The following is a 26313-nucleotide window of genomic DNA, read 5'->3' on the forward strand; positions in this document are numbered from 1 at the left end:
GTTGCCGAAGCTCGCCGGCGCGCCCGCCCCGGGCTTGGCCGGCGCGGCAGCAACGCTTTCCACCAGCGTATTCCAGGCCCCGCAATCGCTGCACTGCCCGGCCCATTTCGCATGACTGGCGCCGCAGGATTCGCAGATGAAAACGGTCTTGTTGCGTGCCATTGCTACCTCAAATTCACGTCTGGCGACACCGCAAATCGGGCCGCCAGCCCATTTCATCTGCGCCACCGCGCCGACGGCAGGTCGGGAAACTGCCGCGCCGTGCCGGGCACGCCCTTACGGCAGCTGAAAACAAACCGGCATACTAGGCGCTGTACTTTAGCGATGCACGCAAAGCGCGCCGATCGTTGTAGCGCGCTGGCCTACTACCTGCGAGGTTTCGATGCACGAACGCCTGGATATCGACTTCATCAGCCGCGGAACCACCTGTCGCGCTTGGTTCTATCCCGCGCGTACCGATGCCCTGCGCACGCAGGAGGGCGTACCCTGCGTGGTCATGGCGCACGGCCTCGGCGGCACCCGGGATGCCGGCCTCGAACCCTATGCCGAACGCTTTGCCAGCGCAGGGCTCGCGGTATTTCTGTTCGACTATCGTTATTTCGGCGCCAGCGACGGCGAGCCGCGCCAGCTTTTATCGGTTCGCGCACAGCTCTACGACTGGAAGATCGCGATCGCCGTGGCCCGCCGCCAGGCCGACGTCGATGCCGAACGCATCGCCCTCTGGGGCAGCTCATTCTCCGGCGGCCACGTCATCGCCGCCGCCGCGCGCGATGGGCATGTCGCTGCAGTCACGGCCCAGGGCCCGATGATGGACGGCCTGGCCGCGGTCACCAACCTCGCCTCCTATGCCGGCATCCTGCAATTGCTCAAGCTCACCTGGGCCGGCATCCGCGATGCCATCAACAACCTCGCCGGCGCCGACCCCTACATGATTCCCATCGTCGGCCGTCCCGGCACCCTGGCCGCGATGAGTAGCGACGACGCCTACGACGGCTATATGGCCATCACCCCCGACGATTGGCGTAACGAAATCGCCGCGCGCTTCGCGCTCACCCTGGCGTTCTATCGGCCCGGCAGGCGTGCCAATCGCCTGCCCTGCCCGGCGCTGATCCAGATCTGCGATGAAGACAGCGTCGCCCCGCCCTGGGCCGCCGAGGCCACCGTGCTGCATGCAGGCGAGCGAGCTCGCGAGCGCCACTACAAGATCGGCCATTTCGATATCTATCGCGGCGCCGGTTTTCGTCAGTCCAGCGCCGACCAGATCGCATTCTTTCACGAACACCTCACCCCGGAGGCAACCGACAACCGTCGCCGGGAGAAGAGTCGCGCGAAACGCGAAGAACGCGGGCGCAGCCCGATCAGCCTGCGGTGACGCACGCCCCTCCCATCAGCGAACCGCCGCAGGCGCAATGGCGCAATCGACACCGAAAGAAAAAGGTCCGTCAATGCACGCCAATAAACGCGAATTAAAGGCAGCAAGTGATAGGGCGAAGCGTTGAGCATGCGGCGTTAACAGCGAAACAATCGGCCTTCTAGGGCGCTGTCGTTCAGCTGAGTCTCGTGTGTTCGCGCGCATTGGTGGACAACCTACCTTGTCGAGCACAGCCCACCAACGGCGTCACAACAGCGACTCTCACACCACCTCGAAACGCACCCTCGGCGTCAGCCGACAAAACAGCTCGTAGGCAATCGTGTCGGCATGGCGGGCGACCTCGTCCACGTCGAGGCCATTACCCCAGAGCGTCGCCCGATCGCCGACTTTCGCATTGGGCGCGCCGCGCAGGTCTACGGTGATCATATCCATCGACACGCGCCCCACCAGCGGTACCTGCACGCCATCGATGAGCACCGGCGTGCCCGAAGGCGCATGCCTGGGGTAGCCGTCACCGTAGCCGATACCGATCACGCCGATATCCATGGCATCGGGCGTGCGCCAGGTCGCGCCGTAGCCCACCGTTTCGCCCGCGGCGATTCGGTTGCGGGCGATCAGCGGCGCGCTCAGGTGCATGGCCGGACGAAGATCGTAGCTGGCCGCATCGCGGTCGCACATGGGCGAGCTGCCGTAGAGCATGATGCCCGGGCGTACCACGTCGGCATGCGCCGCCGGCCAGGCCAGCACCCCGGCCGAGTTCGCGATCGAGCGCAGCCCGCTGCGATCGGCGGTGGTTCGCGCAAAAACATCCAGTTGCGACTGGGTTTCGGGTCGCGACGGCTCATCGGCACAGGCCAGATGGGTGAGCCAGCCGACCACCTCGAGGCGCTCGAGCTTCGCCAGACGTGCCTCGACCTCGTCAACGTCGTTGGGGGCAAAGCCCAGTCGATGCATGCCGCTATCGATTTTCACCCAGGCTTTCAGCGCCGGCCCGACGTAGTGTTCGAGCGCGGCAAGCTGGCTGGGGTGGAACAGCACCAGCTCAAAGCCATGCTCGCCGGCCTGGTTGCAGACGAACTCGTCGAGCTGCTGCGACAGCATCGCGATCGGTTTGTCGATGCCGGCCCAGCGCAGCTGCAGCGCTTCATCCAGACTCGATACGGCGAAGCCGTCTGCCTGGTCCAGCGCGCAGGCGACCGTCACCGCCCCATGGCCGTAGCCATCGGCCTTGACCGCTGCGTAGACGCGGCTGCCGGGGGCGAGCGCACGTACCCGAGCCAGGTTATGCGCCAGGGCGCCGCGATCGATGACTGCCTGAGCGCGAATCATGACGTCGCGTCAGGTCGGCAGGGACTCGGCATCATTCCATGAAATCCTCGTCGTAGTGTTCCTGCAGATTCTCGAAGCGGGTGAAATGCGACAGGAATGCCGTACGGGCGGTGCCGGTCGGGCCGTTACGATGCTTGCCGATGATGATTTCGGCCACGCCCTTGTCCGGGGTGTCTTCGTTGTATACCTCGTCGCGATAGACGAAAAGGATCAGGTCGGCGTCCTGTTCAATACCGCCGGACTCGCGCAAATCCGACATGCGCGGGCGTCGATCCTCGCGCTGTTCGAGCTGGCGATTGAGCTGGGACAGCGCGATCACCGGCACATCCAGCTCCTTGGCCAACGCCTTGAGCGAGCGCGAGATCTCGGAGATTTCGTTGGTGCGATTTTCCTTGGTGCCGGGCACCTGCATGAGCTGCAGATAGTCGACCATCACCAGGCCGATGTCGTGCTCGCGCTTGAGCCGGCGCGCACGCGCACGCATTTCGCTGGGCGACAGCGCGGGCGTGTCGTCGATGAACAGCCGCGCGTTTTCGTTCATGATGCCGATCGCCGAGGTGATCTTCGGCCAATCGTCTTCGGTCAGCCGCCCCGAGCGCAGGCGCGACTGATCGATTCGCCCCCAGGAGGAAATCATACGGATGACCAGCTGCTCGGCGGACATTTCTAGCGAGAACACCGCGACCGGCACCTTCTCCTTGATGGCAGCGTTTTCGACCATGTTCATGGCCAGACTGGTCTTACCCATCGACGGACGCCCGGCGAGGATGATCAGGTCGGCCGGCTGCAGGCCGTTGGTCATCTTGTCGAAGTTGTAGAGCCCGGTCGGCAGGCCGGCGAACTGGTCGCCCTTCGATACCAGCTCCTCGATCCGGTTGACGGCCTGGGTCAACAACGAATTCAGGCCCTGCGGACCTTCACCACCGCGCCGGCCGCGTTCGGCGATCGCAAAGATTTCCTTTTCGGCGGTTTCGAGAAGCTCCGAGGCGCTGCGCCCCTCGGTTTCGAAGCCCATGGTGGTGATCAGGTCGCCTGCCCGGATGAGCTGACGCATGACCGAGTGCTCGCGCACGATATCGGCATACGCCTTGATATTGGCCGCCCCGGGAATATCCGCGGCCAGATTGCCGAGATAGCTCGCCCCGCCCGCGCGCTCGAGCAGATCGCGGCTGCGCAGCCATTCGGTGAGGGTGACCAGGTCGCGCGGTTTGCCGGTATCGGCCAGGTCGGCGAGCCCGCGGAATAGCAGGCGATGATCCTCGCGATAGAAGTCATCTTCGGAAATACGGCCCGCGACGTCGTCCCAGGCCCGCTCGGAGAGCAGCAGCCCGCCGACCACGGATTGCTCGGCCTCGATGGAATGCGGAGGAAGCTTGGCTTCGGCCATGGCGAATCGCCTGTCTACGCTAACAAGGGAAATCGCGCCGCCTGTGACAGGCAACGCGGATGAAGCTGGAGTTTACGCCCGCCACCGACCAAAAAAAACGCCGCCCGAAGGCGGCGTTTCAAATCGGCACGATTGCCTCGACTGATCTGCGATCAGTCCTCGCGCTCGCCAAGCGGCGCATCGGCTTCGGTGCCGGTTTCGTCGGCCGGTTCGCCGGCGTCCTCGACGCGCTCGCCGTCGAGCTCGTCGGCGGTGGCGTCTTCCTCGGCCTCATCGGCCGCACGCCGCGGCGGCATGTTGATGCCCATGTCGGTCTTCTGGGCGACGATCACGGTGACCTCGACCTCGACCTCGGCATGCAGATGCAGTGTCGCGGTGTATTCGCCCACCTGACGAATGGTGCCTTCGGTCAGCGTGACTTCCTTCGGGCTGACCTCGACGCCGTCTTCGGTGATCGCGTCGGAGATTTCCTGCGGGCCCACGGAGCCGAAGAGCTTGCCTTCGTCACTGGCGCGCATGGCGATGACGTATTCCTTGCCACGCAGCTGGTCGGCACGTGCCTTGGCACGGTCTTCACGCTCCTGCGAGGCCGCCTGCAGCTCGGAGCGACGCTCTTCGAACACGGTCAGGTTGGCCTTGGTGGCCGGCAGCGCGATGCCGCGCGGCATCAAGAAGTTGCGGCCGTAACCGGGACGGACCTTGACGGTATCGCCCAGGTCGCCGAGGTTGCGGACTTTCTGTAGCAGAATGACTTCCACGGGTGCCTCCTAGGACGAATGCCGGTCGGTGTACGGCAGCAGCGCGAGAAAACGCGCACGCTTGACCGCGGTGGACAGCTGACGCTGATAGCGCGCCGCGGTGCCGGTGATACGGCTGGGAACGATCTTGCCGGTTTCGGTGACGTACTGCTTGAGGGTCTCGATATCCTTGTAATCGATCTCCTCGACGCCTTCGGCGGTGAACTTGCAAAAACGACGGCGACGGAAAAAACGGGCCATGGTCGAAACTCCTTAGCTGGCGTTGGCAGCGGGCTTGCGTTCGCCGCGATCTTCGGCGTTCTTGGCAAGCGGGGACGGGTCGGTATCGGCCTTGTGACGGGCGATCACCAGATGACGCAGCACGGCGTCGTTGAAGCGGAACGCGTCTTCGAGTTCCTCGCGGGCTTCCTGCGAGCACTCCACGTTCATCAGAACGTAGTGCGCCTTGTGGATCTTGGTGATCGGATAGGCCAGCTGACGACGGCCCCAGTCTTCGTGGCGGTGGATCGTACCGCTGTCGTTTTCGATGATGCCGCGATATTTTTCGACCATCGCCGGCACCTGCTCGCTCTGGTCCGGATGGACCAGAAACACGATTTCATAGTGTCGCATTGTGTTTCCTTTCGGGTTGCAGCCCCCGGTACGATCGTATTCGATCTGCCGTGGAGCAAGGACTGCGGCGCGAACGCCGCGAGGCGCGGTAGTCTAAGGGCTTGTCGCGCCCAACGCAACGCGCCTGGCAGGCCGGTTCATGTCGTGATGCCGGCCTGGCGCTGACGGCGCGCCTCGAACAGCGCCACCCCGGTGGCCACCGACACGTTCAGGCTTTCCACATCGCCGGCCATGGGGATCGACACCAGCGCATCGCACTGGCGCGCGGTGAGTTCGCGAATGCCTTTCTCCTCGCCGCCCGCGACCAGCACGAGGCGTTCCGGCAGCGCTTCGTCATACAGGCTGCGCTCGGCGCCGCCGTCCAGGCCAACCGCCCAGAAGCCCTCCTCCTGCAAACGCGCGATGGCGCGGGTGAGATTGGTCACCGGCACGAAAGCCACGCGCTCGGCCGCCCCGGCGGCGACCTTGTGCACGGCCGCGGTCAAACCGGCGGCGCGTTTACGCGGCGCGATCACGGCCGTCACCCCAGCGGCGGCCGCACTGCGCAGGCAGGCACCGAGGTTGTGCGGGTCCTGCACCTGATCGAGCGCGAGCACCCACGGTCGCTCGGCTTGGGCCAGCAACTGCGGCAGATCGGACTCGCGCTGTTCACGCGCGAGCGCGAGCTGGGCGATACAGCCCTGATGGCGCACCTCCGGCAGCATGGCATCCAGCGCGCTCATGTCCGCGCTTGCAATCGCCACGCCGCGCGCGCCGGCGGCCTGGCGCAATGCTTCGGCACGGCCGTCGCGGCGGCCGCTGGCCAGCCAGATGCATTCCAGCGCGCGCTGTTTTTCCAACGCGCTCATCACCGCATGAAAACCGCCGATCAGGCTCTGTTGCTGCGTATCCGTCATTCGACGCCTCGTTTCATTCCTGGGCGCAGGGAAAGCGCCCAATCAAGAAAGCCCGGCAGAACCGGGCTTTCTCGACGACTTGGACCTGCCGATGGCTCGCGCTTACGACCCCAGATACGGCGGTTCCGCGAACGCCTGCGATTCCTGACCTTCCACGATCGGCTTGATCACGATATCCACACGACGGTTCTCGGCACGGCCGGCCTCGGTGTCGTTGGTCGCAATCGGTTGCGTCTCGCCACGGCCCCAGGTCAGTACGCGCTGCGAGTCCACGCCGCGGCTGGTCAGGAACTGGGCGACGGCCTGCGCACGCTGCTGCGAGAGCTTCATGTTGTACTCGTCGCTGCCAGTGCTGTCCGTGTGGCCGACCACATGAATAGCGGTCTTGTCATAGTTCTTCAGGGTTTCGGCGATCTTGTTGAAGGTGCTCTGCGCGTTACCCGACAACGTCGCGCTGTCCACCGCAAACGAGGCATCGCTGGCCACGCCGATCTTGAGCGCGTCGCCGCTCAGGCGGGTGAGGTTGAGCACATCACGTGCCTGCTCGGCCTGAAGCTTTTCGTTGAGTTCTTTCTGCTGGTTGTCCATATAGCGCCCGGACGCGCCGCCGGCCAGGGCACCCACCGCCGCACCGATGGCAGCGTTGGTGCCCGACTTGTCGCCCAGCTGGGATCCGGCGATACCACCCAGCACGGCGCCCACGCCGGCGCCGATCTTGGTCTTGCGGTTCGGATCACCCGCGCAGGCGGTCACGAACAATGCCGTGCACAGCAGTGCCACCAGCAGGATTGCAGAATTCTTGGGGGTCGTGGACCGGTTCATCAACGTTTACCTCGCTTGTTTTGACGGCGCGACCTGCCCGACGACTTGCCCTTGTCGGCCTTGGGCTTGGGCGTCGGCTTGCCGCGTTTGCTGGCGGCGCTATCAGGCTCGACCAGCTCGAAATCGATCTTGCGCTCGTCGAGATCGACGCGCGCGACCTTGACCTTCATCTTATCGGCCAATCGGTGTACCACGCCTGAACGTTCGCCGCGCAGGCAGCGCGACTGGGCGTCGAAGTGGTAGTAGTCGTTCGACAGACTCGATACGTGCACCAGGCCGGTGGCATAAATACCGTCGAGCTCGACGAAAAGGCCGAACGCCGTCACCCCGGTCACCGTGCCTTCGAACGTCTGGCCGAGCGAATCGCTCATGTACTCGCACTTGAGCCAGTCGTCGACGTCGCGGGTGGCGTCGTCGGCGCGCTTTTCCGCTTCTGAACAGACGGTGCCGAGGCTTTCCATGGCACCGACGTCATAGTCGAAGGTCTTGGGCTTGCCGCGCGCTTCCAGATGCTTGATCGCACGATGGGCGAGCAAATCCGGATAGCGCCGGATCGGCGACGTGAAGTGGGCGTAGTTTTCCAGCGCAAGCCCGAAGTGGCCATCGTTGTGCGGGCTATAGACCGCACGCGAGAGACTGCGCAGCATCACCGTCTGGATCAGATGCGCATCGCTGCGATCGGCGACGGAGGCCAGCAACGTGGCGTAGTCGGCAGCCTGCGGATCGCTGCCGCCGGGCAGCGACAGGCCACGCTCGGCCAGAAAGGCGCGCAGATCCTCGAGGGCATCGGCGGCCGGGCCGCTGTGCACGCGATAAAGCAACGGCATGCGCTTTTTCGACAGATGCGTGGCCGTAGCCACGTTCGCCGCGATCATGCATTCCTCGATGATCTTGTGGGCGACGTTGCGTTCGGTGGGCACGATGCGCTGGATCTTGCGGTCTTCGTTGAAGATGATGCGCGTGGCGGTGGTTTCGAACTCGATCGCGCCGCGCTCGCGCCGTTCGGCCAGCAGCGCTTCGTAGAGCCCGTTCAGATTGGCCAGCGGCTTGGCCAGATCGCGATAGCGCTCCGGCATGTTGTCGGGGTTTTCCAGCCAGTCGGCGACCTGTTCGTAGAGCAGGCGCGCGTGCGAGCGGATCACCGCCGAATAGAAGCGACTGGAGCGCATGCGCCCCTGCTTGTCCAGGCGCATCTCGCAAACCAGTGCGAGACGATCGACGTCGGGGTTGAGCGAGCACAGCCCGTTCGACAACGCCTCCGGCAGCATCGGCACGACATGATCGGGGAAATACACCGAGGTCGCGCGCCGCTGCGCTTCTTCATCGAGGGCCGAGCCCGGCTTGACGTAGGTGGAAACATCGGCGATGGCTACCCACAGGCGCCAGCCGCGCGGGGTCTTGCGGGCATAGACCGCATCGTCGAAATCGCGCGCGTCGGCGCCGTCGATGGTCACCAGCGGCAGGTCGCGCAGGTCGGTACGCCCTTTCTTGTCGGCCTCGGCAACGGCATCGCCGAATACCTCGGCTTCCGAGAGCGCTTCGCTAGGCCATTCGTAGGGAATGCCGTGCGAGCGCATGGCGATATCGATCTCCATGCCCGGCGCCATACGATCGCCCAGCACCTCGACAACCGCGCCGATCGGCTGCACCCGCTTGGACGGCGGCTCGACGATGCGCACGGTCACCATCTGGTTGTGCTCGGCGCCGTTGCGATCGGCATCGGGCACGCGAATATCGTGGGCGATACGGGCGTTGTCGGGGACCACGTGGCATACGCCGTGTTCTTCGACAAATCGCCCGACCACGCTTTCGTTGACGCGTTCGAGCACTTCGGCGACGCGCCCTTCCCTACGACCGCGATGATCGCGTCCAACGATACGCACCACGGCCCGATCGCCGTGCATGAGCAGACGCATCTGGCGCGGATTGAGGAAGACGTCGTCCTGCTCGCCGTCGTCGGGGATTAGAAAGCCAAAGCCGTCGCGATGGCCCTGAACGCGTCCGCGCACCAAGTCCATCTTGTCGAGCGGACCCAGCGCGCCGCGCCGGTTTTCCAGCAGCTGCCCGTCGCGCAGCATCGCGCGCAGGCGATGCTCAAATGCTTCGGCGGCCTTGTCGGTCAGCGCATACAGCTCGGTGAGCTCGGCCCAGGTCATGGGGCGACCGGCCTCGGCCAGGTCGTCCAGCACCAGCTGTCGGCTTGGCACCGGTTCGGCGTAGCTGCCTTTTTCGTCTTTAAACTGCGGATCGCGATCGCGCCAGTCGGCGCCACCGCTCGTTTTTTTATTCAAGATTTTGCTCCATATCCGCGCACGATACCGCAACTACACGCATGCACAAGCAACAATTGCTTACAGTGATTGACAAGCGCCGGGGCAATCGCTAAATTGCGCGCTCTTCGAGCCCAGGTGGCGGAATTGGTAGACGCGCTAGCTTCAGGTGCTAGTGACCTAACGGTCGTGGAGGTTCAAGTCCTCTCCTGGGCACCAAGCTCGAATTGACGATTCCCGAAAGGCGCCAGCCAGTCGGGAATCCATGAAAAAGCCGCGCTGATCAGCGCGGCTTTTTTTTATGGGCGCCGGTTACCCGCCGAACGCTCCCACAGCCTGGGCAGCCTTCAGGCAACGTCCGACACCACGGCCGTCCGTACGACCGTGGCGTCTGCCCCCGATCTAAGCCGCGAACGGGTCGCGCAATACGATCGTATCCGCGCGGTCCGGGCCGGTGGACACCACGTCGATCGGCGTACCCACGATTTCGGTCAGGCGATCGAGATAGTTGCGCGCGGCCTGGGGCAGCTGATCGTATTCGCGTACGCCCACGGTGGATTCCTTCCACCCCGGCATTTCTTCATAGACGGGCTCGCAGCGCGAAAGGGCATCCGCGCCCAGCGGCGGCACCGTGATGATCTGGTCGTCGCAGCGATAGCCGGTACACAGCTGGATGGCATCCAGGCCGTCGAGCACGTCGAGCTTGGTGATGCACAGCCCGGACAGGCTGTTGTTGAATGCAGCCCGGCGCAGGCCCACGGCATCGAACCAGCCACAGCGGCGCGCGCGCCCGGTGGTGGCCCCGAACTCGGCGCCCTTGGAGGCCAGATGGCGACCGTTGGCATCGTCGAGCTCGGTCGGGAACGGGCCCGAGCCCACGCGCGTGGTGTAGGCCTTGACCACACCCATCACATAGTCGAAATACAGCGGGCCCACGCCAGTGCCGGTGGCCGCACCGCCCGCGGTGGTGTTGGACGACGTTACATAGGGATAGGTGCCATGGTCGACGTCAAGCAGCGCACCCTGTGCGCCTTCGAACAGGATCGATTCGTCGGCGACGTAGGCCTGGCGCAGCAGCTCGGCCACGTCGCCAACCATCGGCGCCATTTCATCGGCGAAGCGCAGGCAGTCGTCGAGCGTGGACTGGAAATCGATCGGCGCGACGTTGAAATAATTCTTGAGCACGAAGTTGTGAAAATCCAGCGCCTCTCCCAGCTTGGAGGCGAGCATTTCGCGCCGGAACAGATCGCCCACGCGAATCGCGCGTCGTGCGACCTTGTCTTCGTAGGCCGGGCCGATGCCGCGGCCGGTGGTGCCGATCGCGGTCTTGCCGCGCGCGGCTTCACGTGCCTTGTCGAGGGCAATATGGCTGGGCAGGATCAACGGACAGGCCGGGCTGATGCGCAGACGGCTGCGTACCGGCACACCCCGTGCTTCGAGCATGGCCATCTCCTCGATCAGCGCTTCGGGCGAGAGCACCACGCCGTTACCGATATGACAGGTCACGCCGTCGTGCAGAATGCCCGACGGAATGAGGTGCAGCACCGTCTTCTCGCCGCCGATGACCAGCGTATGGCCGGCGTTATGGCCGCCCTGAAAGCGTACGACATGGCGGGTCCGGTCGGTCAGCAGATCGACGATCTTGCCCTTGCCTTCGTCGCCCCACTGGCTGCCGATGACGATGACGCGTTTGCCCATGACTAATCCTTGCTCGAGTGGGTCGTAGAAGTCAGCGGCCGCACGTCCCAGCGGCCGTCGATGTATTCGAGTATCCGATCACAGCTGCTGTCCATCGCTTCGCCCGTGTCAGGGGTGGCTACGACCACCCGCTCACCGGCGGCGCGCAGGCGACGCACACAGGCCAACAGCTGCGGGTCGCTGCCGGCCGGCGCATGGATCGCGCCGCCCTGCCCTGCGCCGTCGAAACGACCGAGCGCGGCCAGCAGGTTGAGGTCCGCTGAAAAGCCGGTCGCCGGTCGCGGCCGCCCGAACGCGGCGCCCACGTTGTCGTAGCGCCCGCCCCGTGCAAGCTCGCGGCCCAGGCCAGGCGCGAAGGCCGCATACAGCAGGCCGGTCTTGTACCGATAACCGCGTAATTCGGCCAGGTCGAGAAACAGGGGCACCTGTGGGTAATGGGTCGCCAGCAGGCCAACCATTTCCTCGAGCCGGTCGAGCGCGCTGTCGATTCCGGGATCGATACCGGCCAACGCGCCGCGCGCGTCGTCGAGCACGCTCGGCGCGCCGTTGAGTTCGATTAAGTGCGTGAAGTGGGCATGGCTCTGTGCATCCAGCCGCCCCGATGCCGCCAGCGCATCGAGATCCGGGCGCGACTTGCGCTGGATAACGTCGAAAAGCTGCGGCTCGAGGTCGGCCGGCATCTGGGCATGGGCCACCAGGCGGCGATAGATCGCCACGTGGCCCAGATCGAGGCAGGCCTCGTCGATGCCCATAACGTCGAGCGTTTCGAGCATCAAGGACACGATTTCCAGATCGCTGTCGATATGCGCATCGCCAAATTTCTCGGCGCCGACCTGCAGGGGCTGACGGGAACCGCCCGGCTCTTCCGGGCGCGTGCGCAGCACGCTACCGATATAGCAGTAGCGGGCCGGCCCGGTGGCTGCCAGGCGATGGGCATCGATACGCGTGGCCTGGGTGGTCATATCCGATCGCACGCCCATCATGCGGCCGTTGAGCTGATCGGTGAGCTTGAACGTTTGCAGGTCGAGCTCGTGACCGGCGCCGGTCAGCAGCGAATCGAGGTATTCGATCAGCGGTGGGCGGATGAGGTCGTAGCCCCAGCGCCAGTAAAGATCGAGCAGTTGCCGGCGGGCAGACTCAAGGCGCCACGACTCCGGCGGCACCATTTCCTGTACGCCCTCGGGCAGAAGCCAGCGGTTGGATTGCATCGCGTTCCGACGTCTTTAAGTCAATGAATTAATTGCAGCAGCACGGCGCCCACACCGATGAGCACGGCCCCGAAAATACGCAGACTGCGGCTGTCGACATCCGACAGCCGCAGCATCATCTCACGCCAGCGCTCGGGTGCAAGGAAGGGCATCAGCCCCTCGATCACCAGCACGAGCGCCAGCGCGCGCAGGATATCCGCCCACATGCGGCCGCTACGGGTTCGATCCGGCGTTCGACGCGCTCGGGTTGAAGTAGCGGAACAGTTCGCCGTCCGGGCGCAGCAGCATCAGGTCGTCGCTACCCAGCGATTCGCGATATAGCTGCAGGCTGCGATAGAAACTGTAGAACGTCGGATTGGCCTGATAAGCATTGGCATACAGCTCGGCCGCACGGGCATCGCCCTCACCGCGAATCACCTGCCCCTGGCTATAGGCATCGGCCAGGATGATGGTGCGTTCACGCTCGGCGTCCGAACGAATTTCCTGAGCCGCCGCGTCGCCCTGCGCACGCAGCGTGCGGATGACTTCCTGACGCTCGGAGCGCATGCGTTCGTAGACCGACTCGCTGACCTCTTCGGGCAGGTCGAGCCGCATGATGCGCACGTCCTCGATCTCAACGCCGAGCTGCTTGGCATCCTGATTGGCCTGCACCTGAACGGCGGCCACGATCTCGTTGCGATCGTCGCCGACTGCCTGACGAATCGTGCGCTTGGAAAATTCGGCCAGCAGGTCGTTTTCGACAATTTCGGTCAGCAGGTCACGGGTACGCTGCTCCTGACCCTGGGTCGAAAGGTAATAGTCGACCGTATCGTTGATACGCCATTTCACGTAGAAATCGACCGCCAGGTTCTTGTTCTCCGACGTCAGTACGCGCTCGATTTCCTCGGTGAAGGTCATGACGCGTCGGTCAAAGGAATGCACGCTCTGAACGATCGGCTTCTTGAAGTGCAGACCCGGCTCATAGTTCTGGCCGACGATCTCACCGAGCTGAACCACGACCACGCGCTCGCGTTCATCGACGATGAAGGCCGAATCGAGCGCGAGATAGCCGATGATGACGACGACGATAATCGCGAAGATATGCTTGGGGCTCATGAGTTGCGATCCCGGCTGCGGAGACTGTCGACCGAACGGCTGCTCGACGACGATGTGTCGTTCGAGCCGCTATCGGACGTACCGGCGCTGATGTCGCTGTCCTGACCGGCGTTCATGCCATCGTTGGCGGCTGCTTCGGTCTGTTTGTTACGACGCGAGTCGTTGAGCATCTTTTCCAACGGCAGATACATCATGGGGCCATTGCCGCCCTGCTCGGCCAGAATCAGGTTTGCGTTGGCCAGCACGTCGCCCATGGTTTCCAGATACAGACGCTCGCGGGTGACCTCGGGCGCCTTTTCGTACTGGGCGAGAAGATCGGTAAAGCGCTGCGCTTCACCCTTGGCCCGCGCCGTCTTCTGCTCGCGATAGCCGCGCGCATCGAGCAGGATCCGTGCTTTCTCACCCTGGGCCCGGGCTACGATATCCCGGGCATAGGCACGCGCGATGTTCTTCTTGCGCTCTTCTTCTTCGCGCGCCTTGATCGCCTCCTCGAAGGCACCCTGCACCTGCTCCGGCGGCTGGGAATACTGCACGTTGATCGCGACGACGTCGACGCCTGCGTCGTAGCTCGACAACGTGCTCTGGACGATCTTGCGCACGTTCTCGGGCAGCGCTGCCCGCGAACGGTCGGTAATCTCGGGGTAGCTTTCCTGCTGCGCCTTGATCTCGTCGACCAGCTTGTCGTCAACGCCCTGCAGCGCGTCCTTTTCGGCCGGCAAGCCCGAGCCTTCCTTGAGGTCGACGTTTTCCAGGGCCCGGTCCTCGAGCTCCTCGACCTGCACGCCTTCCTGAATCACCTGATTCATGCGGCTGGTACCGACGATCTCTCGTACCGCCGACCGCAGCACCTGTTCCACCGTGGCATCGGGCTCACGCAGCTGGAACAGATAGTTCATGGCGTCCGAAATACGATACTGAACGGCCACCTCGACCTCGACGATGTTCTCGTCCTTGGTGAGCATCACCGAGCGGTTATTGGCGCGACGCACCTGTTGCGTATCCACCTTGTAAACCCGGTCGACCGGATAGGGAATACGCCAGTGCCAACCCGGCCCCTGGGTCTCGGTGTAGTCGCCGAAACGCAGCACCACGCCCTTCTCGCCGGGCTGGACCACATACAGACCCGTGGCCAGCCAGATCACCAGCGCGATCGGCACGATGAACAGCAGAATCGCGGGGCTCGGACCGCCCGCGCCGCCACCGCTATCGTGGCCGCCGCTGCCGCCCTTGTTGCCGGACATGCGCGCACGAAACTTGCGCCAGAGCTGATCCAGGTCGGGTGGACCGCTGCCGTTGTTCTTGTTGCCGCCCCCCCAGGGGTCCTGGCCCTTGCCGGGCTCGTTCCAGGCCATATCAGGACGCTCCGGTTTGTGTGGTTTGATACACGCAGTTGCAAAGGCCGCTAGCAAATCCAGCCCGCATACGTAGCGCGTGCGCAGAGCCTGCCCGGGCCGCCCGTCGGGGCGATCCCGCTATCGATCGTTCATTTGCCATGAGCAAATCTGTTGTTTCCTCTACATTGCCGTCACGCACACAACCGCAGCGTCTCGGCACGCGACTGGAACGGGGATTGGTCGCCGACATGGCGCGAAAGCGCGATTCTATCGACCCCCTGTACCCCTGTCGAACGCGACTGGCGGATACAGCGATAACGGCTATACCGCCCGACCGGGGCTATTCACGATGTCTACGTGTATGGCGCTGCCGAAGATGCCGCACCGGACCCGGCAATACGCGCCGCGCGGCGCTCGACAAGCACGTCATCAAACGCCAGCCCGGCCTGGGCGACGATGCGCTCGAGATCACCCTGCGAGGCGGTGACGTTGAGCCGGCTCGCGCCGTCGTCGTCGTAGCTTTCTTCATCCACCACACCCAGTTCGAACAGCGCCGAGCGCAGGCGCCCGTTCGCCGCCGGCACGCGCAGCACGCCGGCGATCATGTCCGGGTTGCAGAAATCGGCCAGCACCGCCCTGAGTTCGTCGACACCGTCGCCGCTCGCGGCCGACAGCCATACCCGCAACGGGCGCCCGTGGGCATCGGTTTCGATACGCGGGGATTCGCCCTCGATGAGATCCACCTTGTTGAGCACCTCGATCTGAGCGACTTCGCCCGCGCCGATCTCGGCGAGGACGTTGTTGACTTCGCGCGCATGTGCCCGCCGCTCTACGTCGGCCGCGTCGATCACGTGCAGCAGCACGTCCGCTTCGCGGGTTTCCTCCAGGGTGGCCTTGAATGCAGCCACCAACTCATGCGGCAGATCGCGGATGAAGCCGACCGTATCGGCCACGATCAAAGGCTCGCCCACCGGCACGTCCATGCGGCGCAGCGTCGGGTCGAGGGTTGCGAACAGCTGATCGGCGGCGTAAATATCCTCGCCGGTCAGACGATTGAACAACGTCGACTTGCCGGCATTGGTATAGCCCACCAGCGATACGATCGGCGTTCGCGCGCGCCGTCGCGCCGAACGACCCTGCTCGCGTCGTGCGCTTACCTTCTCCAGACGCTGACGCAACATCTTGATGCGTTCGTTGAGCAGGCGCCGATCGGTTTCGAGCTGGGTTTCACCGGGCCCACGCAGCCCGATACCGCCTTTCTGGCGCTCGAGATGCGACCAGCCGCGTACCAGCCGTGTGGCCAGATGCTGTAGCTGCGCCAGTTCGACCTGCAGCTTGCCTTCGTGCGAGCGCGCACGGGCGGCGAAGATATCCAGAATCAGCCCCGCGCGATCGAGAACGCGCGCGTTCAAGCGTTTTTCGAGGTTGCGTTCCTGGCTGGGGGAAAGATCGTGGTTGAACACCACCAGTTCGGCGCCGTGTTCAACCACGAGTTCGGCAATCTCGTCGACCTTGCCACCGCCAACGAAATAGCGCGGATCGGGCGTACGCCGGCTGCCGCCGACATGGGCAAGCACCTCGCCACCGGCAGAGGTAACCAGCTCGTGAAACTCGCGATCGGCCTCGTCATATTCATCGAGGCCGAACGCGAGATGCACGATTACCGCCGACTGGCCGGTGGGCGGTCGCTCAAACATGCCGGCTGCTCATGCGGTCTGAATCAGGAATTGCCGTCGACCTCGTCGCTGCTGTGGCCCATTTCCTCGTGCATTTCCGAGCGCACGTTGCGCGATGGCACGATCGTGGAAATAGCGTGCTTATAGACCATCTGGTTGACCGCGTTGCGCAGGAGCACGACGAATTGATCGAACGACTCGATCTGACCCTGAAGCTTGATGCCGTTGACCAGATATATGGACACCGGCACGCGCTCCTTGCGCAAGGCATTGAGGAATGGTTCTTGTAGTGTTTGGCCTTTTGCCATGGGTTCAGACTCCGAAAAGTGCGGGGGTATAAAATTTTTTGTTGCTTGACTATAGCACGGCGCCGGTCCGAAGCCGGGCGTTCTTGATTTTTGTTAGCGCCTGATTTTCAATATTTTTTTCTTCGCTATCCAGCCAATTCACGTCGTCCAGCGAGCGCAGCCAGGTCAATTGCCGCTTGGCCAGTTGACGGGATGCAAACACGGCTTTCTCGATACCTTCGTCAAGCGTCATGTCGCCGTCCATCACCTGCCAGAGCTGGCGATAACCCACCGCCCGCATGGACGGCAATTCGAGGCTTAGATCGGGCCGGGCGTACAGCTTTTCAACCTCGGCATACAATCCCTGTGCCAACATCGAGCGAAACCGCTGCGCGATACGTTCGTGCAGGGTCTGGCGTCGGGCCGGCGCGACCGCGATCTTGCAGATAGACCACGGCAATGCGCTGGCGTTCCGGCGATCTCGGTCGCGGGCGTGCAGCACGCTCGGCGCCAGACCGGTGAGCTCATGAATTTCCAATGCGCGCTGGATACGCTGGGCATCATTGCGATGAATACGCCGGCCGCTGTCCGGGTCGATGGCCTGCAGACGTTCGTGCAGTGCGTGCCAGCCATCACGCTCGGCCTCGGCGGTCAGCCGCGCGCGCAGGGCCTCATCCCGAGACGGCATATCGCTGAGCCCGTCTTCCAGTGCGCGAAAATATAGCGAGGTGCCGCCGGTGAGCAGCGGCAGGCGGCCGGCGGCATGGATGCGCTCGATCTCGGCGATCGCATCGGCACGAAAATCGGCCGCGGAATACGGCTGCGCCGGATCACGAATATCGATGAGCGCATGCGGCGCCCGCGCGAGCGTCTCGGCGTCCGGCTTGGCCGTGCCAATATCCATGCCGCAATAGACCATCGCCGAGTCCACCGAGACGATCTCGGCGTCGAGTCGCTCGACCAGTTCCACGGCCAGGCCGGTCTTGCCGGATGCGGTGGGCCCGAGTAGAAAGACCACGCCCGGTTTGCGCGCGCTCATCGTCACTTGCCGCGCATGAACAGCCGATCGAGACCGGCCATATCGACCTGGACCCAGCTGGGCCGACCGTGATTGCAGTGCCCGGCACGGTCGGTGTGCTCCATATCCCGCAACAGCGCGTTCATCTCGTCGAGCGTGAGACGGCGCCCCGCCTTGACCGCGGCCTTGCAGCCCATATCCGCCAGCACATCGTCGATGCGATCACGCACCCCCTGGGGCCCGCGCAGCCCTTCGCCCAGCTCGCCGACCATGTCGTAGGCCAGGGCTACGTAGTCTTCATTGGCCAGCAGTGCCGGCACTGCCCGCAGCAGTCCGCTGGTGGGCCCGGCGCGGGTGATTTCCAGGCCCACTGCCGCCAGCGCTTCGGCATGGGTTTCGATCGCCGCCGCTTCCTGTTCGGATATCGACAGCGTCTCCGGCACGAGCAGCGACTTGGACTGTATTCGCCCGGCCGAGTACTCCTGCTTGAGCTGCTCGTAGAGAACCCGTTCGTGCGCGGCATGCATATCGACGAGCACCAGCCCTTCGCGGTTCTGCGCCAGAATATAAATATCGTGCAACTGGGCCAGCGCATAGCCCAGCGGCGGTATGGCCTCGTTGTGCGCCTGGGCGCGCGCCGGCACCGATTCGGCCGGCGCGGATGCCGGTGTCGGCGGCGCCGTGGGCATCTGGAACGCATAGGCGGCGCGGCTCTGGGCCACGCCCGCAGAGCCCTGCGTGTGCGGGCGCGTATCAAAGCTGTGCTGGAGCGGCACCGGCGCGGATGACGGCGTCTGCCCGGCGGCCGGCGCAGCCGCGCTGACCGGCAGCTCTACCTCGCGTGCGGCATGCGGCTTTGCCTCGACCGCGGCCAGGGCGCGACCCACGCTGCGAAAAACGAAATCGTGCACCAGCCGTGATTCGCGGAAGCGCACCTCGGCCTTGGCCGGATGCGCGTTCACGTCCACCTGCCGCGGATCAAGCATGAGGTAGAGCACATAGGCCGGATGGCGCTGGTTGTGCAGCAGGTCGCGATAGGCCAGGCGCACGCCGTGGTTGAATACCTTATCGCGAATCGGGCGATGGTTGACGTAGCTGTACTGACGATCGGCCTGCCCGCGCGAGAAGCCGGGGGTGGCGATCCAGCCGCACAGCCGCATGCCGGCAGCCTGCTCGTCGACGGCTACGGCATGGTCGCCGAAGGCGCCGCCAATCAAAGTATCCACGCGCTGCTGCATGGCATCGGCATCGTGGGCCGGCGCGATACGCGCGACCTCGGTGCCGTCGTGATGCAGCACGAAACCGATATCGAAACGCGACAGTGCGAGCTGATTGAAGGCCTTGCGGATATGGGCGAACTCCGTCGCCGGCGCGCGCAGGAACTTGCGCCGTGCCGGGATACGCGCGAACAGTTCGCGTACTTCTACACGCGTGCCGCGGTCGAGCGCCGCCGGGCGCGGGGTATCGCCGCTGGCCGGACTGATCGCATAGGCACGGTCGGCATCGGCTGTTCGGGATGTCAGCGTGAGCTGCGAAACCGACGCAATACTCGCCAGCGCCTCGCCGCGAAAACCGAGGCTTGCCACCGACTCGAGCGCATCGAGGCTGTCGATCTTGCTGGTGGCATGACGGGCGACGGCCAGCGCCAGGTCGTCGCATTCGATACCCATGCCATCGTCGGCCACCACGATCCGGCGCAGTCCGCCGTGTTCGATGGTCACATGAATCCAGCCCGCCCCCGCATCGAGGCTGTTCTCCATGAGCTCCTTGACGATCGATGCCGGGCGCTCGACCACCTCGCCGGCGGCGATCTGGCTGATCAACTGGTCATCGAGGCGGCGGATCGACATGGCGCTGCATGAAAGGCTGGGCAGCGACATAGTGTCGGCCAAGTTCACGCGGATCGCAAAGCCAAACTCGCAGTTACAGTACGCGATACGACCCGGCTGAAACGACACCGGCTGGCTCGAGCCGCGACGCCTTTACTGTATGGCATCGTAAACTTGACTCATTAAAGTTTATCGGTGAGCATGCGGTTGCCATGAGTCGAGAAGTGACACCTATAGCCAACCAGCTGCGTGCCCGCGGAATGCGGGTCACCGCGGCGCGTCATGCCGTGCTCGAATGGCTGGCGGACAATCCGCACGCCACGGTCGAGCATGTACATGACGGTATCCGCCAACGGCTAGGCTCAATTTCGAAACAGGCCGTCTACGACGTCCTCAAGGCCTGCCTGGAAGCCGATCTGGTCCAGCAGATCAAACCGGCCGGGCATCCAGCCCGGTTCGAGCGGCGCACCGGCGACAACCATCATCATCTGGTTTGTCGACGCTGCGGCCGTATCGAGGATGTGGACTGTGCGGTGGGCGCCCGGCCTTGCCTGAACCCCGATCACGATCACGGTTTCGAAGTCGACGAAGCCGAAGTTATGTACTGGGGTATTTGTGGCGCATGCCGTACGGCGGCCACCAACGCCCCCGAGGATGATCACTCGAGACAATAAGACCTGCGGCCCAGGGGCCGCTTGAACCACCACCAGGAGGGTAAAACCTTGACGGACGAAATAAACAAAACGCATACCACCGCCGGCGGCGAACCGTATCCGAGCGATGAGCATTCGCTGACGGTTGGCGCTGACGGCCCGATCGTCATGCACGATCATTTCCTGATGGAACAGATGGCGGCCTTCAACCGGGAGATGATTCCGGACCGCCAGCCGCATGCAAAAGGCGGCGGCGCCTTCGGACAGTTCGAAGTCACCGAGGACGTCTCCAAGTACACCAAGGCCAAGTTCCTGCAGAAAGGCGCGACCACCCCGATGGTTGCCCGCTTTTCGACGGTGGCCGGCGAATCCGGCAGCCCGGACACCTGGCGTGATCCGCGTGGCTTCGCGCTGAAGTTCTATACCGACGAAGGCAACTTCGACATGGTGGGCAACAACACCCCCGTGTTCTTCGTGCGCGACCCGATGAAGTTCCAGCACTTCATCCACTCGCAGAAGCGCCGTGCCGACAACGGCCTGCGCGACCACGACATGCAGTGGGACTTCTGGACCCAGTCGCCGGAATCCGCGCATCAGGTCACCTGGCTGATGGGTGATCGCGGCGTGCCCGCCACCTGGCGCCACATGAACGGCTATTCCAGCCATACCTACATGTGGGTCAACGACGCCGGCGAGCGCTTCTGGGTGAAGTATCACTTCAAGACCGACCAGGGCATCAAATGCCTGACCCAGGAACAGGCCGATCAGATGGCCGGCTCGGACGCCGACTATCATCGTCGCGACCTGTTCGAGGCGATCGAACGCGGCGAATACCCGACCTGGACCCTGCAGGTTCAGATCATGCCCTATGAAGATGCCAAGACCTATCGCATCAACCCGTTCGACCTGACCAAGGTCTGGCCGCACGAGGACTACCCGCTGCATACGGTCGGCCGCATGAAGCTCGACCGCAACCCGACCGATTTCCATACCGAAATCGAACAGGCAGCATTCGAGCCCAACAACATGGTGCCCGGCACCGGTGTCTCGCCCGACAAGATGCTGCTGGCCCGGACCATCTCCTATGCCGATGCACACCGGGCTCGTTTGGGCGTGAACTACAAGCAGATTCCGGTCAACGAGCCGAAATCGCCGGTCAACAGCTACACCAAGGGCGGCGCCATGCGCATGCGCAACGTGAGCGATCCGGTCTACGTGCCCAACACCAAGGGCGGTGCCCATGCCAACCCGAACGCCTACCCGGCGAACAACGTCTGGGAAGCCGACGGCGCCATGGTTCGCGCGGCCTACACGCTGCGCAAGGATGACGGCGACTTCAACCAGGCCAACGATCTCGTCAACAAGGTGATGAACGACGAAGAACGTGAACGCCTGGTCCACAACGCCGCCGGCCATCTCTCCGACGGCGTGGGCGAAGACGTGCTCGAGCGTGCGTTCGAGTACTGGCGTAACGTCGATGCCAACATCGGCGAGCGCATCGAAAAAGCGGTTCGGGAAAACCTGAAGTCGGCCTGATCGACCCGTCGTAACAGCGACGGCCACAACGAAGGCGGCGCATCCAACGATGCGCCGCCTTTTTCATGGGCGCTAAGGTGTGGCCCCGCTAGGCGTGCTGGTTCAACGACCCGGCGCGTAGCGTTCGACCAGCGCCAGCCATTGGGCCTGCGCCCGCGCTCGCCCTCGTGCCGGCATACGGCCCTGCCACCATAGCCGCCCATGCCAGGTGGCGGCCGAACCATCGCCCAAATCGACCGTGGTCGCCCCGCCCCGCGCACTTACGCTCTTGAACGGCCGGCGGCGCGCCCCTGCTTCGATGTTATGCGCCAGAACCCGAGCCTGACGGTCGCTGTCCATGTAAGCCCCCGCGGCTCCGAGCACGCTGGCACAGCCGCCGGCGGCATAGACCCGCGCATCGGCCGGCGACTGCAGCCGGCGAGTCACGTACAGCCCTTCAGACTGTGCCGGCAGGCGCCCGGCATGCACGAAACGGGCCGCGGGCGCGGGGCTGGCCATCACCACGTGATCGGCGGTAAAACGACGTCCGTCATCACTGCAGATCGCACCGTCGACTTTTTCCACGATCGAGGTCTGCGCCACGATTTCGACGCCGTTTTCGATCAACCGTCGCCGCAGGCGGCGCTCCAGCCCAAGGGGCGCGTCGGCCAGCAGACGTGTTTCGGGTACATACCAGCTAATTAACAGCGACGATGCCGCTGCATGACGGCCAAGCCCGGCGATCACTTCAAGCGCGCGTGGCCCGTCACCGACAACCGCCACGCGCCGGCGCACGCCACCCCGACCTTCGTGGGCGAGCGTGTCCGCCAGCTGGAGCAAGGCGCTCATATCGACCGCGGACCAGAGCATTGGCGGCGCATGGCTGCCGGCTGCCACCGGCAGCGCGCATTCCAGCCCGACATCCAGCGACAAGGTGTCGAACGACAGCATGTCGCCGCTGGCAAGCCACAGCCGACGGTGGCGCGTATCCACACCCAGGGCACGATCGGCGCGATAACGCACCGCGCGCTCACGACAGAAACCGCGCAGCGGCAACTTGAGCGCCGCCCGTGACAGCTGGCCGGCCGCAACTCGGGTCGTGGCGCCGCCATACCAGAAGCTGCCCGGGTCGATCAGCGTGATTTCGAAACCCGCCTTGTGCAAGCGATCGGCCTGCAACAACAGGCCCATATGCGCATGGCCGGCGCCCACGAGCACCAGCGACTTCATGTCGAAGCCGTCGCGCCGCGTACGACCACCACCCAGAGCGCCAGTGCGGCGATCACAACCAGGCAACCCAGCGCGCGATGGGTCAGCGCCTGCGGCAGCCATTTATGCGCGCGCCGCGCGATGCCCATGCCGGCAGTGGTACCCAGCACATAAAGGCCGGCGGTGTAGCCCGGCACATCGGCAACGAACAGGAACTGCCAGCCGGCGGCCAGGGTGGCAAGCACGGCGCTGGCCAGCGCCAGCGTGCCGACCGAAAGATGCGGCTGGCCCGCCAGGCGGCGTTCCAGAATGCGCCACCCCAGCAGCGCGCCGGGTGCCGCCGCCAGGGCGGCCAGCGCGCCGCAGCCGGCGCCGGCGAACAGCACGCCGACCTTATCGGCAGTACTGCGGTGGACCACCGTGGTGGCGTCGGTAAAGCTTCGGCGCGGTGCGTCCAGCAACGCAGCCGGGGGCGGCGCCATGCGGTTTGCATAGGCACGCAGGGTCAACAAAAGCAACGGGCCGAACACGAGCGACGCAATCAGAAAAATCGTCCCGAGCACAGGCTCCGAAAGCCGCTGTGCCAACGCCCCGAGAATGAGCATCGTCGGTAAAGAGCCGGCCATCAGCCAGGCGCTGAGCTGGACGTCGCACTGGCGCGCCCGTACCGCGTCACCCGCAGCGATGGCGGCACAGATACCCAGCGCGAAGAGCGCGATCGGCAGCGCCCGATGATAATCGACGTCGGCGAACAGCACGAGCAAAGGCACCGCAAGAAACGCGCCCGCGAACGCGGTCAAACCGTATGCCAGCCCTGCCGCAATACCCAGTAGAAGTACCACCTGCCGCCTCTCTTTGCGGCACTACATGCCGCATGAATCGGGCGCGGCAAGCGCCACGCCCTTTGAGTGTAATCCAGGGAGTCGCCCACGTCGCCGTTATTAATCCGGCACGAAAACAGCTAACGGCGTCAGCCGTTTTCACGCCTTCGCAAAATAAACGCCGGGACGTGCCGGCCGTTTCTTCCCATGGTTTCACAACCCTCGGCCGTGGCGCAGGTGTGTTCGCATACGCGCGTTATCAACCCGGAAAAATCAGCTGCTGACGATTTATTTCCGGGCGTGTTGATAACACGGCCAAGGCCTGCCGCATACCCGCGGCTAGCGCTACGCGCTTGCCCTGCGGCTGTCCGAGGTGCCGGAGAATAAGGGCGCGCCGGGCGCGGCGGTGCGCCGCGCCCGCGGCCTGCGAAGGCTTAGCGCAGATCCGCGACCTGTTGGCTACCGGGCGCCGGAATCTGCAATTCGGCGCCTACGCGAATCGTATTGCCTTGCAGGTCGTTCGCGCTACGCAAACTGGCCAGGCTCACGCCGTAGTCCTGAGCGATTTCCGACAGCGTTTCGCCCGAGCGCACGGTATGCACCTGCCCCTTGGCGATGAACGTCGCCGGCCGATAACTGGCGAAATAGCCCTTGATACCACGCAGCATCGCACCGGCCAGCTGGCGCTGATAAGTCGCCGTCTTGAGCTTGCGCTCTTCTTCGGGCGTCGAGATGAACGCGGTTTCCACCAGGAATGAGGGGATATCCGGCGACTTCAGTACCATGAAGCCTGCCTGCTGAACTTTCGCTTTGTGCAGCGGGCCGAGCCCGTTGAGCTCGCCGAGTACACGGCCGCCTGCATCCATGCTGGCTTCGATACTGGCGCTTTGCGACAGATCCAGCATGAACGAGGCCAGACTATCGTCCTTGTCCTTGAGGCTGACGCCGCCCACCAGATCCGAAGCGTTCTCGCGGCGGGCGAGCCAGCGTGCATGTTCGCTGGTCGCGCCGTGGTGGGACAACGCATAAACCGATGCACCGGTAGCACGCGCGCCGCGCGGCGCCGCATCGGCATGAATGGAGATGAACAGATCCGCCTTGGCCTTGCGCGCGCGCACCATGCGTTCGCGCAGGCCGATGTAATAGTCGCCGTCGCGGGTGAGCACGCCGCGCATATTGGGCTGTTCGTCGACCATGGCTTTCAGCCGCCGCGCGATCTGAAGCACCACATCCTTTTCGTTTGTGCCGCCGCGCCCGTGAGCGCCGGGATCCTTGCCGCCGTGACCGGCGTCGATCACGATCACGATGTCCCGCGATGGCCGTTCCGGGGTTCGCGCGACACGCTTGGGCGCCGGCTGCTGGCTGGGCGGCTCGGATACCTGCGCCAGCGCATTGGCCGTTGCCTTGGCCGAACTGTTGCTGTCCGTATCTGCGCCATCGGCCGGTTGCCGGTCGGCGACCAGCATGGACGATGCCTTGGCGCCCTTGGGCTTGAGATCGACCACCAGCCGATAGCCGTGATCGCCGTCGGGGTCGAGCATGAAGCTTTTCGGGGACACCTGACCGTCGAGATCGAGTACTACGCGCAAATCGGTGCCGTGCCGCACGCCGGTGCGTACGCGCTTGACCAGTCCGCTGCCATCGATATTGCCGCTGACGCTGTTGAGCACGCGCGCATCCGGCAGGTCAACAACCAGCCGCAGCGGGTTGTCGATCATGAACAGATCGGGGTTCGTGGGGCCACCCAGGTCAAAGACCACCCGCGTCTTGTCCGAAGATGTCCATAACCGGACATCCTGCAGCGTGGCGGGTTTCGCCACGGCCAATGTACTCAGACCCACCAGGAGCCCGAAAACAAGCCATTGGATGCTCGCGCGCATAGATTCGCTGCCTAGACCATCGTGAATATTATTCCCCGATTGCGAGACTAGCCCCGGCGTTTCTCACGCGCAACTATTTTTTATCAATCAAAACAGCCAATAGGCGCTTGTACCTTCCTATCCACTTGAAAGCACGAGGCTATCTAGCGATGCCAAGCCGTGCCAAAAGCCCGGCGCCTGTTTCGGTATACGCCTGGAAGTGCGCACAGCGCGCGTTGCCGTCGTATTCCAAGCCGATATCGATATCCACGGGCGGCAGGAATCCGACGCCCCGCTCTGCCCACTCGACAAATATCCAGTCACGCGCGGTGTTGACCTCGCGAATGCCTAGAAATTCCAGTTCTTCCGGATCAGCCAGACGATAGAGATCCATATGGAACAGGGTGCGGGTGTCCAGCGCATAGGGCTCGACGAGCGTATAGCTGGGCGATACCACCCGCCCGGCATGGCCCAGACCCCGTAGCGTCGCCCGCGTCAAAGCGGTCTTGCCGGCACCCAGCTCGCCGGTCAGGGACACGACCAGGCCCTGCTCCAGGCCACGCAACGCCTCGGCCAGCTGCGCACCCAGGGCATCCGTGGCCTGCGGATCGGCCAGTCGGATCATGGACGCCCGGGATTGACGAAGCGGCGTATGGCAGCAAACA

At 64.2% G+C, this 26313-nt stretch carries 23 protein-coding genes, 1 tRNA gene and 2 pseudogenes; 4 read left to right on the forward strand and 22 right to left on the reverse strand.

The window, feature by feature from the left end:
- Positions 1-162, reverse strand: a pseudogene (locus tag ABNU97_RS10755) (DNA repair protein RadA); the annotation flags it as partial.
- Positions 163-382: 220 nt separating this feature from the next.
- Between ABNU97_RS10755 and ABNU97_RS10760 the strand changes: the two are divergent.
- A complete protein-coding gene (locus ABNU97_RS10760; RefSeq protein ID WP_348766714.1) occupies positions 383-1372 on the forward strand; it encodes an alpha/beta hydrolase in 990 nt (329 codons plus the stop codon).
- Between the two features lie 261 nt (positions 1373-1633).
- On the opposite strand, the gene alr is transcribed toward ABNU97_RS10760, so the two are convergent.
- The 8 genes and pseudogenes from alr to rnr form a co-directional block, all read right to left on the reverse strand.
- Complete coding sequence (gene alr / locus ABNU97_RS10765; RefSeq protein ID WP_348766715.1) at positions 1634-2701, reverse strand: alanine racemase; 1068 nt, start codon at positions 2699-2701, stop codon at positions 1634-1636.
- Between the two features lie 31 nt (positions 2702-2732).
- Positions 2733-4088, reverse strand: a complete 1356-nt coding sequence (gene dnaB / locus ABNU97_RS10770; protein ID WP_348766716.1) for a replicative DNA helicase — start codon at positions 4086-4088, stop codon at positions 2733-2735.
- A 314-nt stretch (positions 4089-4402) separates the two neighbouring features.
- Positions 4403-4846 (reverse strand): annotated as a pseudogene (rplI, locus tag ABNU97_RS10775) (50S ribosomal protein L9); the annotation flags it as partial.
- Between the two features lie 9 nt (positions 4847-4855).
- Complete coding sequence (gene rpsR, locus ABNU97_RS10780) at positions 4856-5086, reverse strand: 30S ribosomal protein S18 (protein WP_006914321.1); 231 nt, start codon at positions 5084-5086, stop codon at positions 4856-4858.
- Positions 5087-5098: 12 nt separating this feature from the next.
- Complete coding sequence (gene rpsF / locus ABNU97_RS10785) at positions 5099-5458, reverse strand: 30S ribosomal protein S6 (RefSeq protein ID WP_348766717.1); 360 nt, start codon at positions 5456-5458, stop codon at positions 5099-5101.
- 137 nt (positions 5459-5595) lie between these two features.
- Positions 5596-6354, reverse strand: coding sequence for a 23S rRNA (guanosine(2251)-2'-O)-methyltransferase RlmB (gene rlmB / locus ABNU97_RS10790; RefSeq protein WP_348766718.1), 759 nt, complete (start codon positions 6352-6354; stop codon positions 5596-5598).
- Positions 6355-6456: 102 nt separating this feature from the next.
- Positions 6457-7176 carry an OmpA family protein gene (locus ABNU97_RS10795; protein ID WP_348766719.1) on the reverse strand — a complete coding sequence of 240 codons (720 nt, stop codon included), beginning with the start codon at positions 7174-7176 and terminating at the stop codon, positions 6457-6459.
- The gene (gene rnr, locus ABNU97_RS10800; protein ID WP_348766720.1) at positions 7176-9467 is read right to left on the reverse strand and encodes a ribonuclease R; all 2292 of its coding nucleotides are present in this window, start codon (positions 9465-9467) and stop codon (positions 7176-7178) included. Before rnr ends, ABNU97_RS10795 begins: the two co-directional genes overlap by 1 nt.
- A gap of 111 nt (positions 9468-9578) precedes the next feature.
- Here rnr and ABNU97_RS10805 point away from each other — a divergent pair.
- Positions 9579-9665 (forward strand) — tRNA-Leu (locus tag ABNU97_RS10805).
- 183 nt (positions 9666-9848) lie between these two features.
- On the opposite strand, the gene ABNU97_RS10810 is transcribed toward ABNU97_RS10805, so the two are convergent.
- From ABNU97_RS10810 to mutL, 9 genes are all read right to left on the reverse strand, one after another.
- Positions 9849-11144 (reverse strand): adenylosuccinate synthase, encoded by a 1296-nt coding sequence (locus ABNU97_RS10810; protein ID WP_348766721.1) that lies wholly within the window; start codon positions 11142-11144, stop codon positions 9849-9851.
- A gap of 2 nt (positions 11145-11146) precedes the next feature.
- A complete protein-coding gene (locus ABNU97_RS10815) occupies positions 11147-12352 on the reverse strand; it encodes an ATP phosphoribosyltransferase regulatory subunit (protein WP_348766722.1) in 1206 nt (401 codons plus the stop codon).
- Positions 12353-12372: 20 nt separating this feature from the next.
- The gene (locus tag ABNU97_RS10820; RefSeq protein ID WP_348766723.1) at positions 12373-12558 is read right to left on the reverse strand and encodes a DUF2065 domain-containing protein; all 186 of its coding nucleotides are present in this window, start codon (positions 12556-12558) and stop codon (positions 12373-12375) included.
- A gap of 7 nt (positions 12559-12565) precedes the next feature.
- The gene (gene hflC / locus ABNU97_RS10825) at positions 12566-13447 is read right to left on the reverse strand and encodes a protease modulator HflC (protein ID WP_348766724.1); all 882 of its coding nucleotides are present in this window, start codon (positions 13445-13447) and stop codon (positions 12566-12568) included.
- Positions 13444-14799 (reverse strand): protease modulator HflK, encoded by a 1356-nt coding sequence (locus ABNU97_RS10830; RefSeq protein WP_348766725.1) that lies wholly within the window; start codon positions 14797-14799, stop codon positions 13444-13446. The genes hflC and ABNU97_RS10830 overlap by 4 nt, the downstream gene beginning before the upstream one ends.
- 335 nt (positions 14800-15134) lie before the next feature.
- Positions 15135-16478: a ribosome rescue GTPase HflX gene (gene hflX / locus ABNU97_RS10835; protein ID WP_348766726.1), complete on the reverse strand. Its 1344-nt coding sequence runs from the start codon at positions 16476-16478 to the stop codon at positions 15135-15137.
- A 23-nt stretch (positions 16479-16501) separates the two neighbouring features.
- The gene (gene hfq / locus ABNU97_RS10840; protein ID WP_348766727.1) at positions 16502-16765 is read right to left on the reverse strand and encodes an RNA chaperone Hfq; all 264 of its coding nucleotides are present in this window, start codon (positions 16763-16765) and stop codon (positions 16502-16504) included.
- A gap of 49 nt (positions 16766-16814) precedes the next feature.
- Positions 16815-17783 (reverse strand): tRNA (adenosine(37)-N6)-dimethylallyltransferase MiaA, encoded by a 969-nt coding sequence (gene miaA / locus ABNU97_RS10845; RefSeq protein WP_348766728.1) that lies wholly within the window; start codon positions 17781-17783, stop codon positions 16815-16817.
- Positions 17784-17785: 2 nt separating this feature from the next.
- Positions 17786-19612, reverse strand: a complete 1827-nt coding sequence (gene mutL, locus ABNU97_RS10850; RefSeq protein WP_348766729.1) for a DNA mismatch repair endonuclease MutL — start codon at positions 19610-19612, stop codon at positions 17786-17788.
- A 191-nt stretch (positions 19613-19803) separates the two neighbouring features.
- Between mutL and ABNU97_RS10855 the strand changes: the two genes are divergently transcribed.
- Positions 19804-20265 carry a Fur family transcriptional regulator gene (locus ABNU97_RS10855; protein WP_348766730.1) on the forward strand — a complete coding sequence of 154 codons (462 nt, stop codon included), beginning with the start codon at positions 19804-19806 and terminating at the stop codon, positions 20263-20265.
- Positions 20266-20313: 48 nt separating this feature from the next.
- Entirely contained in the window at positions 20314-21780 is a 1467-nt protein-coding gene (locus ABNU97_RS10860; protein WP_348766731.1) for a catalase, read from the forward strand.
- Between the two features lie 102 nt (positions 21781-21882).
- Here the strand turns inward: ABNU97_RS10860 and ABNU97_RS10865 are convergent, their stop codons facing one another.
- From ABNU97_RS10865 to tsaE, 4 genes are all read right to left on the reverse strand, one after another.
- On the reverse strand, positions 21883-22989 hold the full coding sequence (locus tag ABNU97_RS10865; protein WP_348766732.1) for an FAD-dependent oxidoreductase: 1107 nt from the start codon (positions 22987-22989) through the stop codon (positions 21883-21885).
- A complete protein-coding gene (locus tag ABNU97_RS10870; protein WP_348766733.1) occupies positions 22986-23810 on the reverse strand; it encodes a sulfite exporter TauE/SafE family protein in 825 nt (274 codons plus the stop codon). Before ABNU97_RS10870 ends, ABNU97_RS10865 begins: the two co-directional genes overlap by 4 nt.
- Positions 23811-24223: 413 nt before the next feature.
- Positions 24224-25669 (reverse strand): N-acetylmuramoyl-L-alanine amidase, encoded by a 1446-nt coding sequence (locus ABNU97_RS10875; RefSeq protein WP_348766734.1) that lies wholly within the window; start codon positions 25667-25669, stop codon positions 24224-24226.
- A gap of 139 nt (positions 25670-25808) precedes the next feature.
- The coding region (tsaE, locus tag ABNU97_RS10880) for a tRNA (adenosine(37)-N6)-threonylcarbamoyltransferase complex ATPase subunit type 1 TsaE (RefSeq protein WP_348766735.1) at positions 25809-26313 on the reverse strand (505 nt) is incomplete at its 5' end.

It is taken from the genome of uncultured Salinisphaera sp. (assembly GCF_964012375.1).
Classification (GTDB): domain Bacteria; phylum Pseudomonadota; class Gammaproteobacteria; order Nevskiales; family Salinisphaeraceae; genus Salinisphaera.

What these genes read in the sequence shown, in the direction of transcription:
- ABNU97_RS10760 (WP_348766714.1), top strand. Translation starts at nt 383, where the DNA reads ATGCACGAACGCCTGGATATCGACTTCATCAGCCGCGGAACCACCTGT.
- alr (WP_348766715.1), bottom strand. Translation starts at nt 2,701, where the DNA reads ATGATTCGCGCTCAGGCAGTCATCGATCGCGGCGCCCTGGCGCATAAC.
- dnaB (WP_348766716.1), bottom strand. Translation starts at nt 4,088, where the DNA reads ATGGCCGAAGCCAAGCTTCCTCCGCATTCCATCGAGGCCGAGCAATCC.
- rpsR (WP_006914321.1), bottom strand. Translation starts at nt 5,086, where the DNA reads ATGGCCCGTTTTTTCCGTCGCCGTCGTTTTTGCAAGTTCACCGCCGAA.
- rpsF (WP_348766717.1), bottom strand. Translation starts at nt 5,458, where the DNA reads ATGCGACACTATGAAATCGTGTTTCTGGTCCATCCGGACCAGAGCGAG.
- rlmB (WP_348766718.1), bottom strand. Translation starts at nt 6,354, where the DNA reads ATGACGGATACGCAGCAACAGAGCCTGATCGGCGGTTTTCATGCGGTG.
- ABNU97_RS10795 (WP_348766719.1), bottom strand. Translation starts at nt 7,176, where the DNA reads ATGAACCGGTCCACGACCCCCAAGAATTCTGCAATCCTGCTGGTGGCA.
- ABNU97_RS10810 (WP_348766721.1), bottom strand. Translation starts at nt 11,144, where the DNA reads ATGGGCAAACGCGTCATCGTCATCGGCAGCCAGTGGGGCGACGAAGGC.
- ABNU97_RS10815 (WP_348766722.1), bottom strand. Translation starts at nt 12,352, where the DNA reads ATGCAATCCAACCGCTGGCTTCTGCCCGAGGGCGTACAGGAAATGGTG.
- ABNU97_RS10820 (WP_348766723.1), bottom strand. Translation starts at nt 12,558, where the DNA reads ATGTGGGCGGATATCCTGCGCGCGCTGGCGCTCGTGCTGGTGATCGAG.
- hflC (WP_348766724.1), bottom strand. Translation starts at nt 13,447, where the DNA reads ATGAGCCCCAAGCATATCTTCGCGATTATCGTCGTCGTCATCATCGGC.
- ABNU97_RS10830 (WP_348766725.1), bottom strand. Translation starts at nt 14,799, where the DNA reads ATGGCCTGGAACGAGCCCGGCAAGGGCCAGGACCCCTGGGGGGGCGGC.
- hflX (WP_348766726.1), bottom strand. Translation starts at nt 16,478, where the DNA reads ATGTTTGAGCGACCGCCCACCGGCCAGTCGGCGGTAATCGTGCATCTC.
- hfq (WP_348766727.1), bottom strand. Translation starts at nt 16,765, where the DNA reads ATGGCAAAAGGCCAAACACTACAAGAACCATTCCTCAATGCCTTGCGC.
- miaA (WP_348766728.1), bottom strand. Translation starts at nt 17,783, where the DNA reads ATGAGCGCGCGCAAACCGGGCGTGGTCTTTCTACTCGGGCCCACCGCA.
- mutL (WP_348766729.1), bottom strand. Translation starts at nt 19,612, where the DNA reads ATGTCGATCCGCCGCCTCGATGACCAGTTGATCAGCCAGATCGCCGCC.
- ABNU97_RS10855 (WP_348766730.1), top strand. Translation starts at nt 19,804, where the DNA reads ATGAGTCGAGAAGTGACACCTATAGCCAACCAGCTGCGTGCCCGCGGA.
- ABNU97_RS10865 (WP_348766732.1), bottom strand. Translation starts at nt 22,989, where the DNA reads ATGAAGTCGCTGGTGCTCGTGGGCGCCGGCCATGCGCATATGGGCCTG.
- ABNU97_RS10875 (WP_348766734.1), bottom strand. Translation starts at nt 25,669, where the DNA reads ATGCGCGCGAGCATCCAATGGCTTGTTTTCGGGCTCCTGGTGGGTCTG.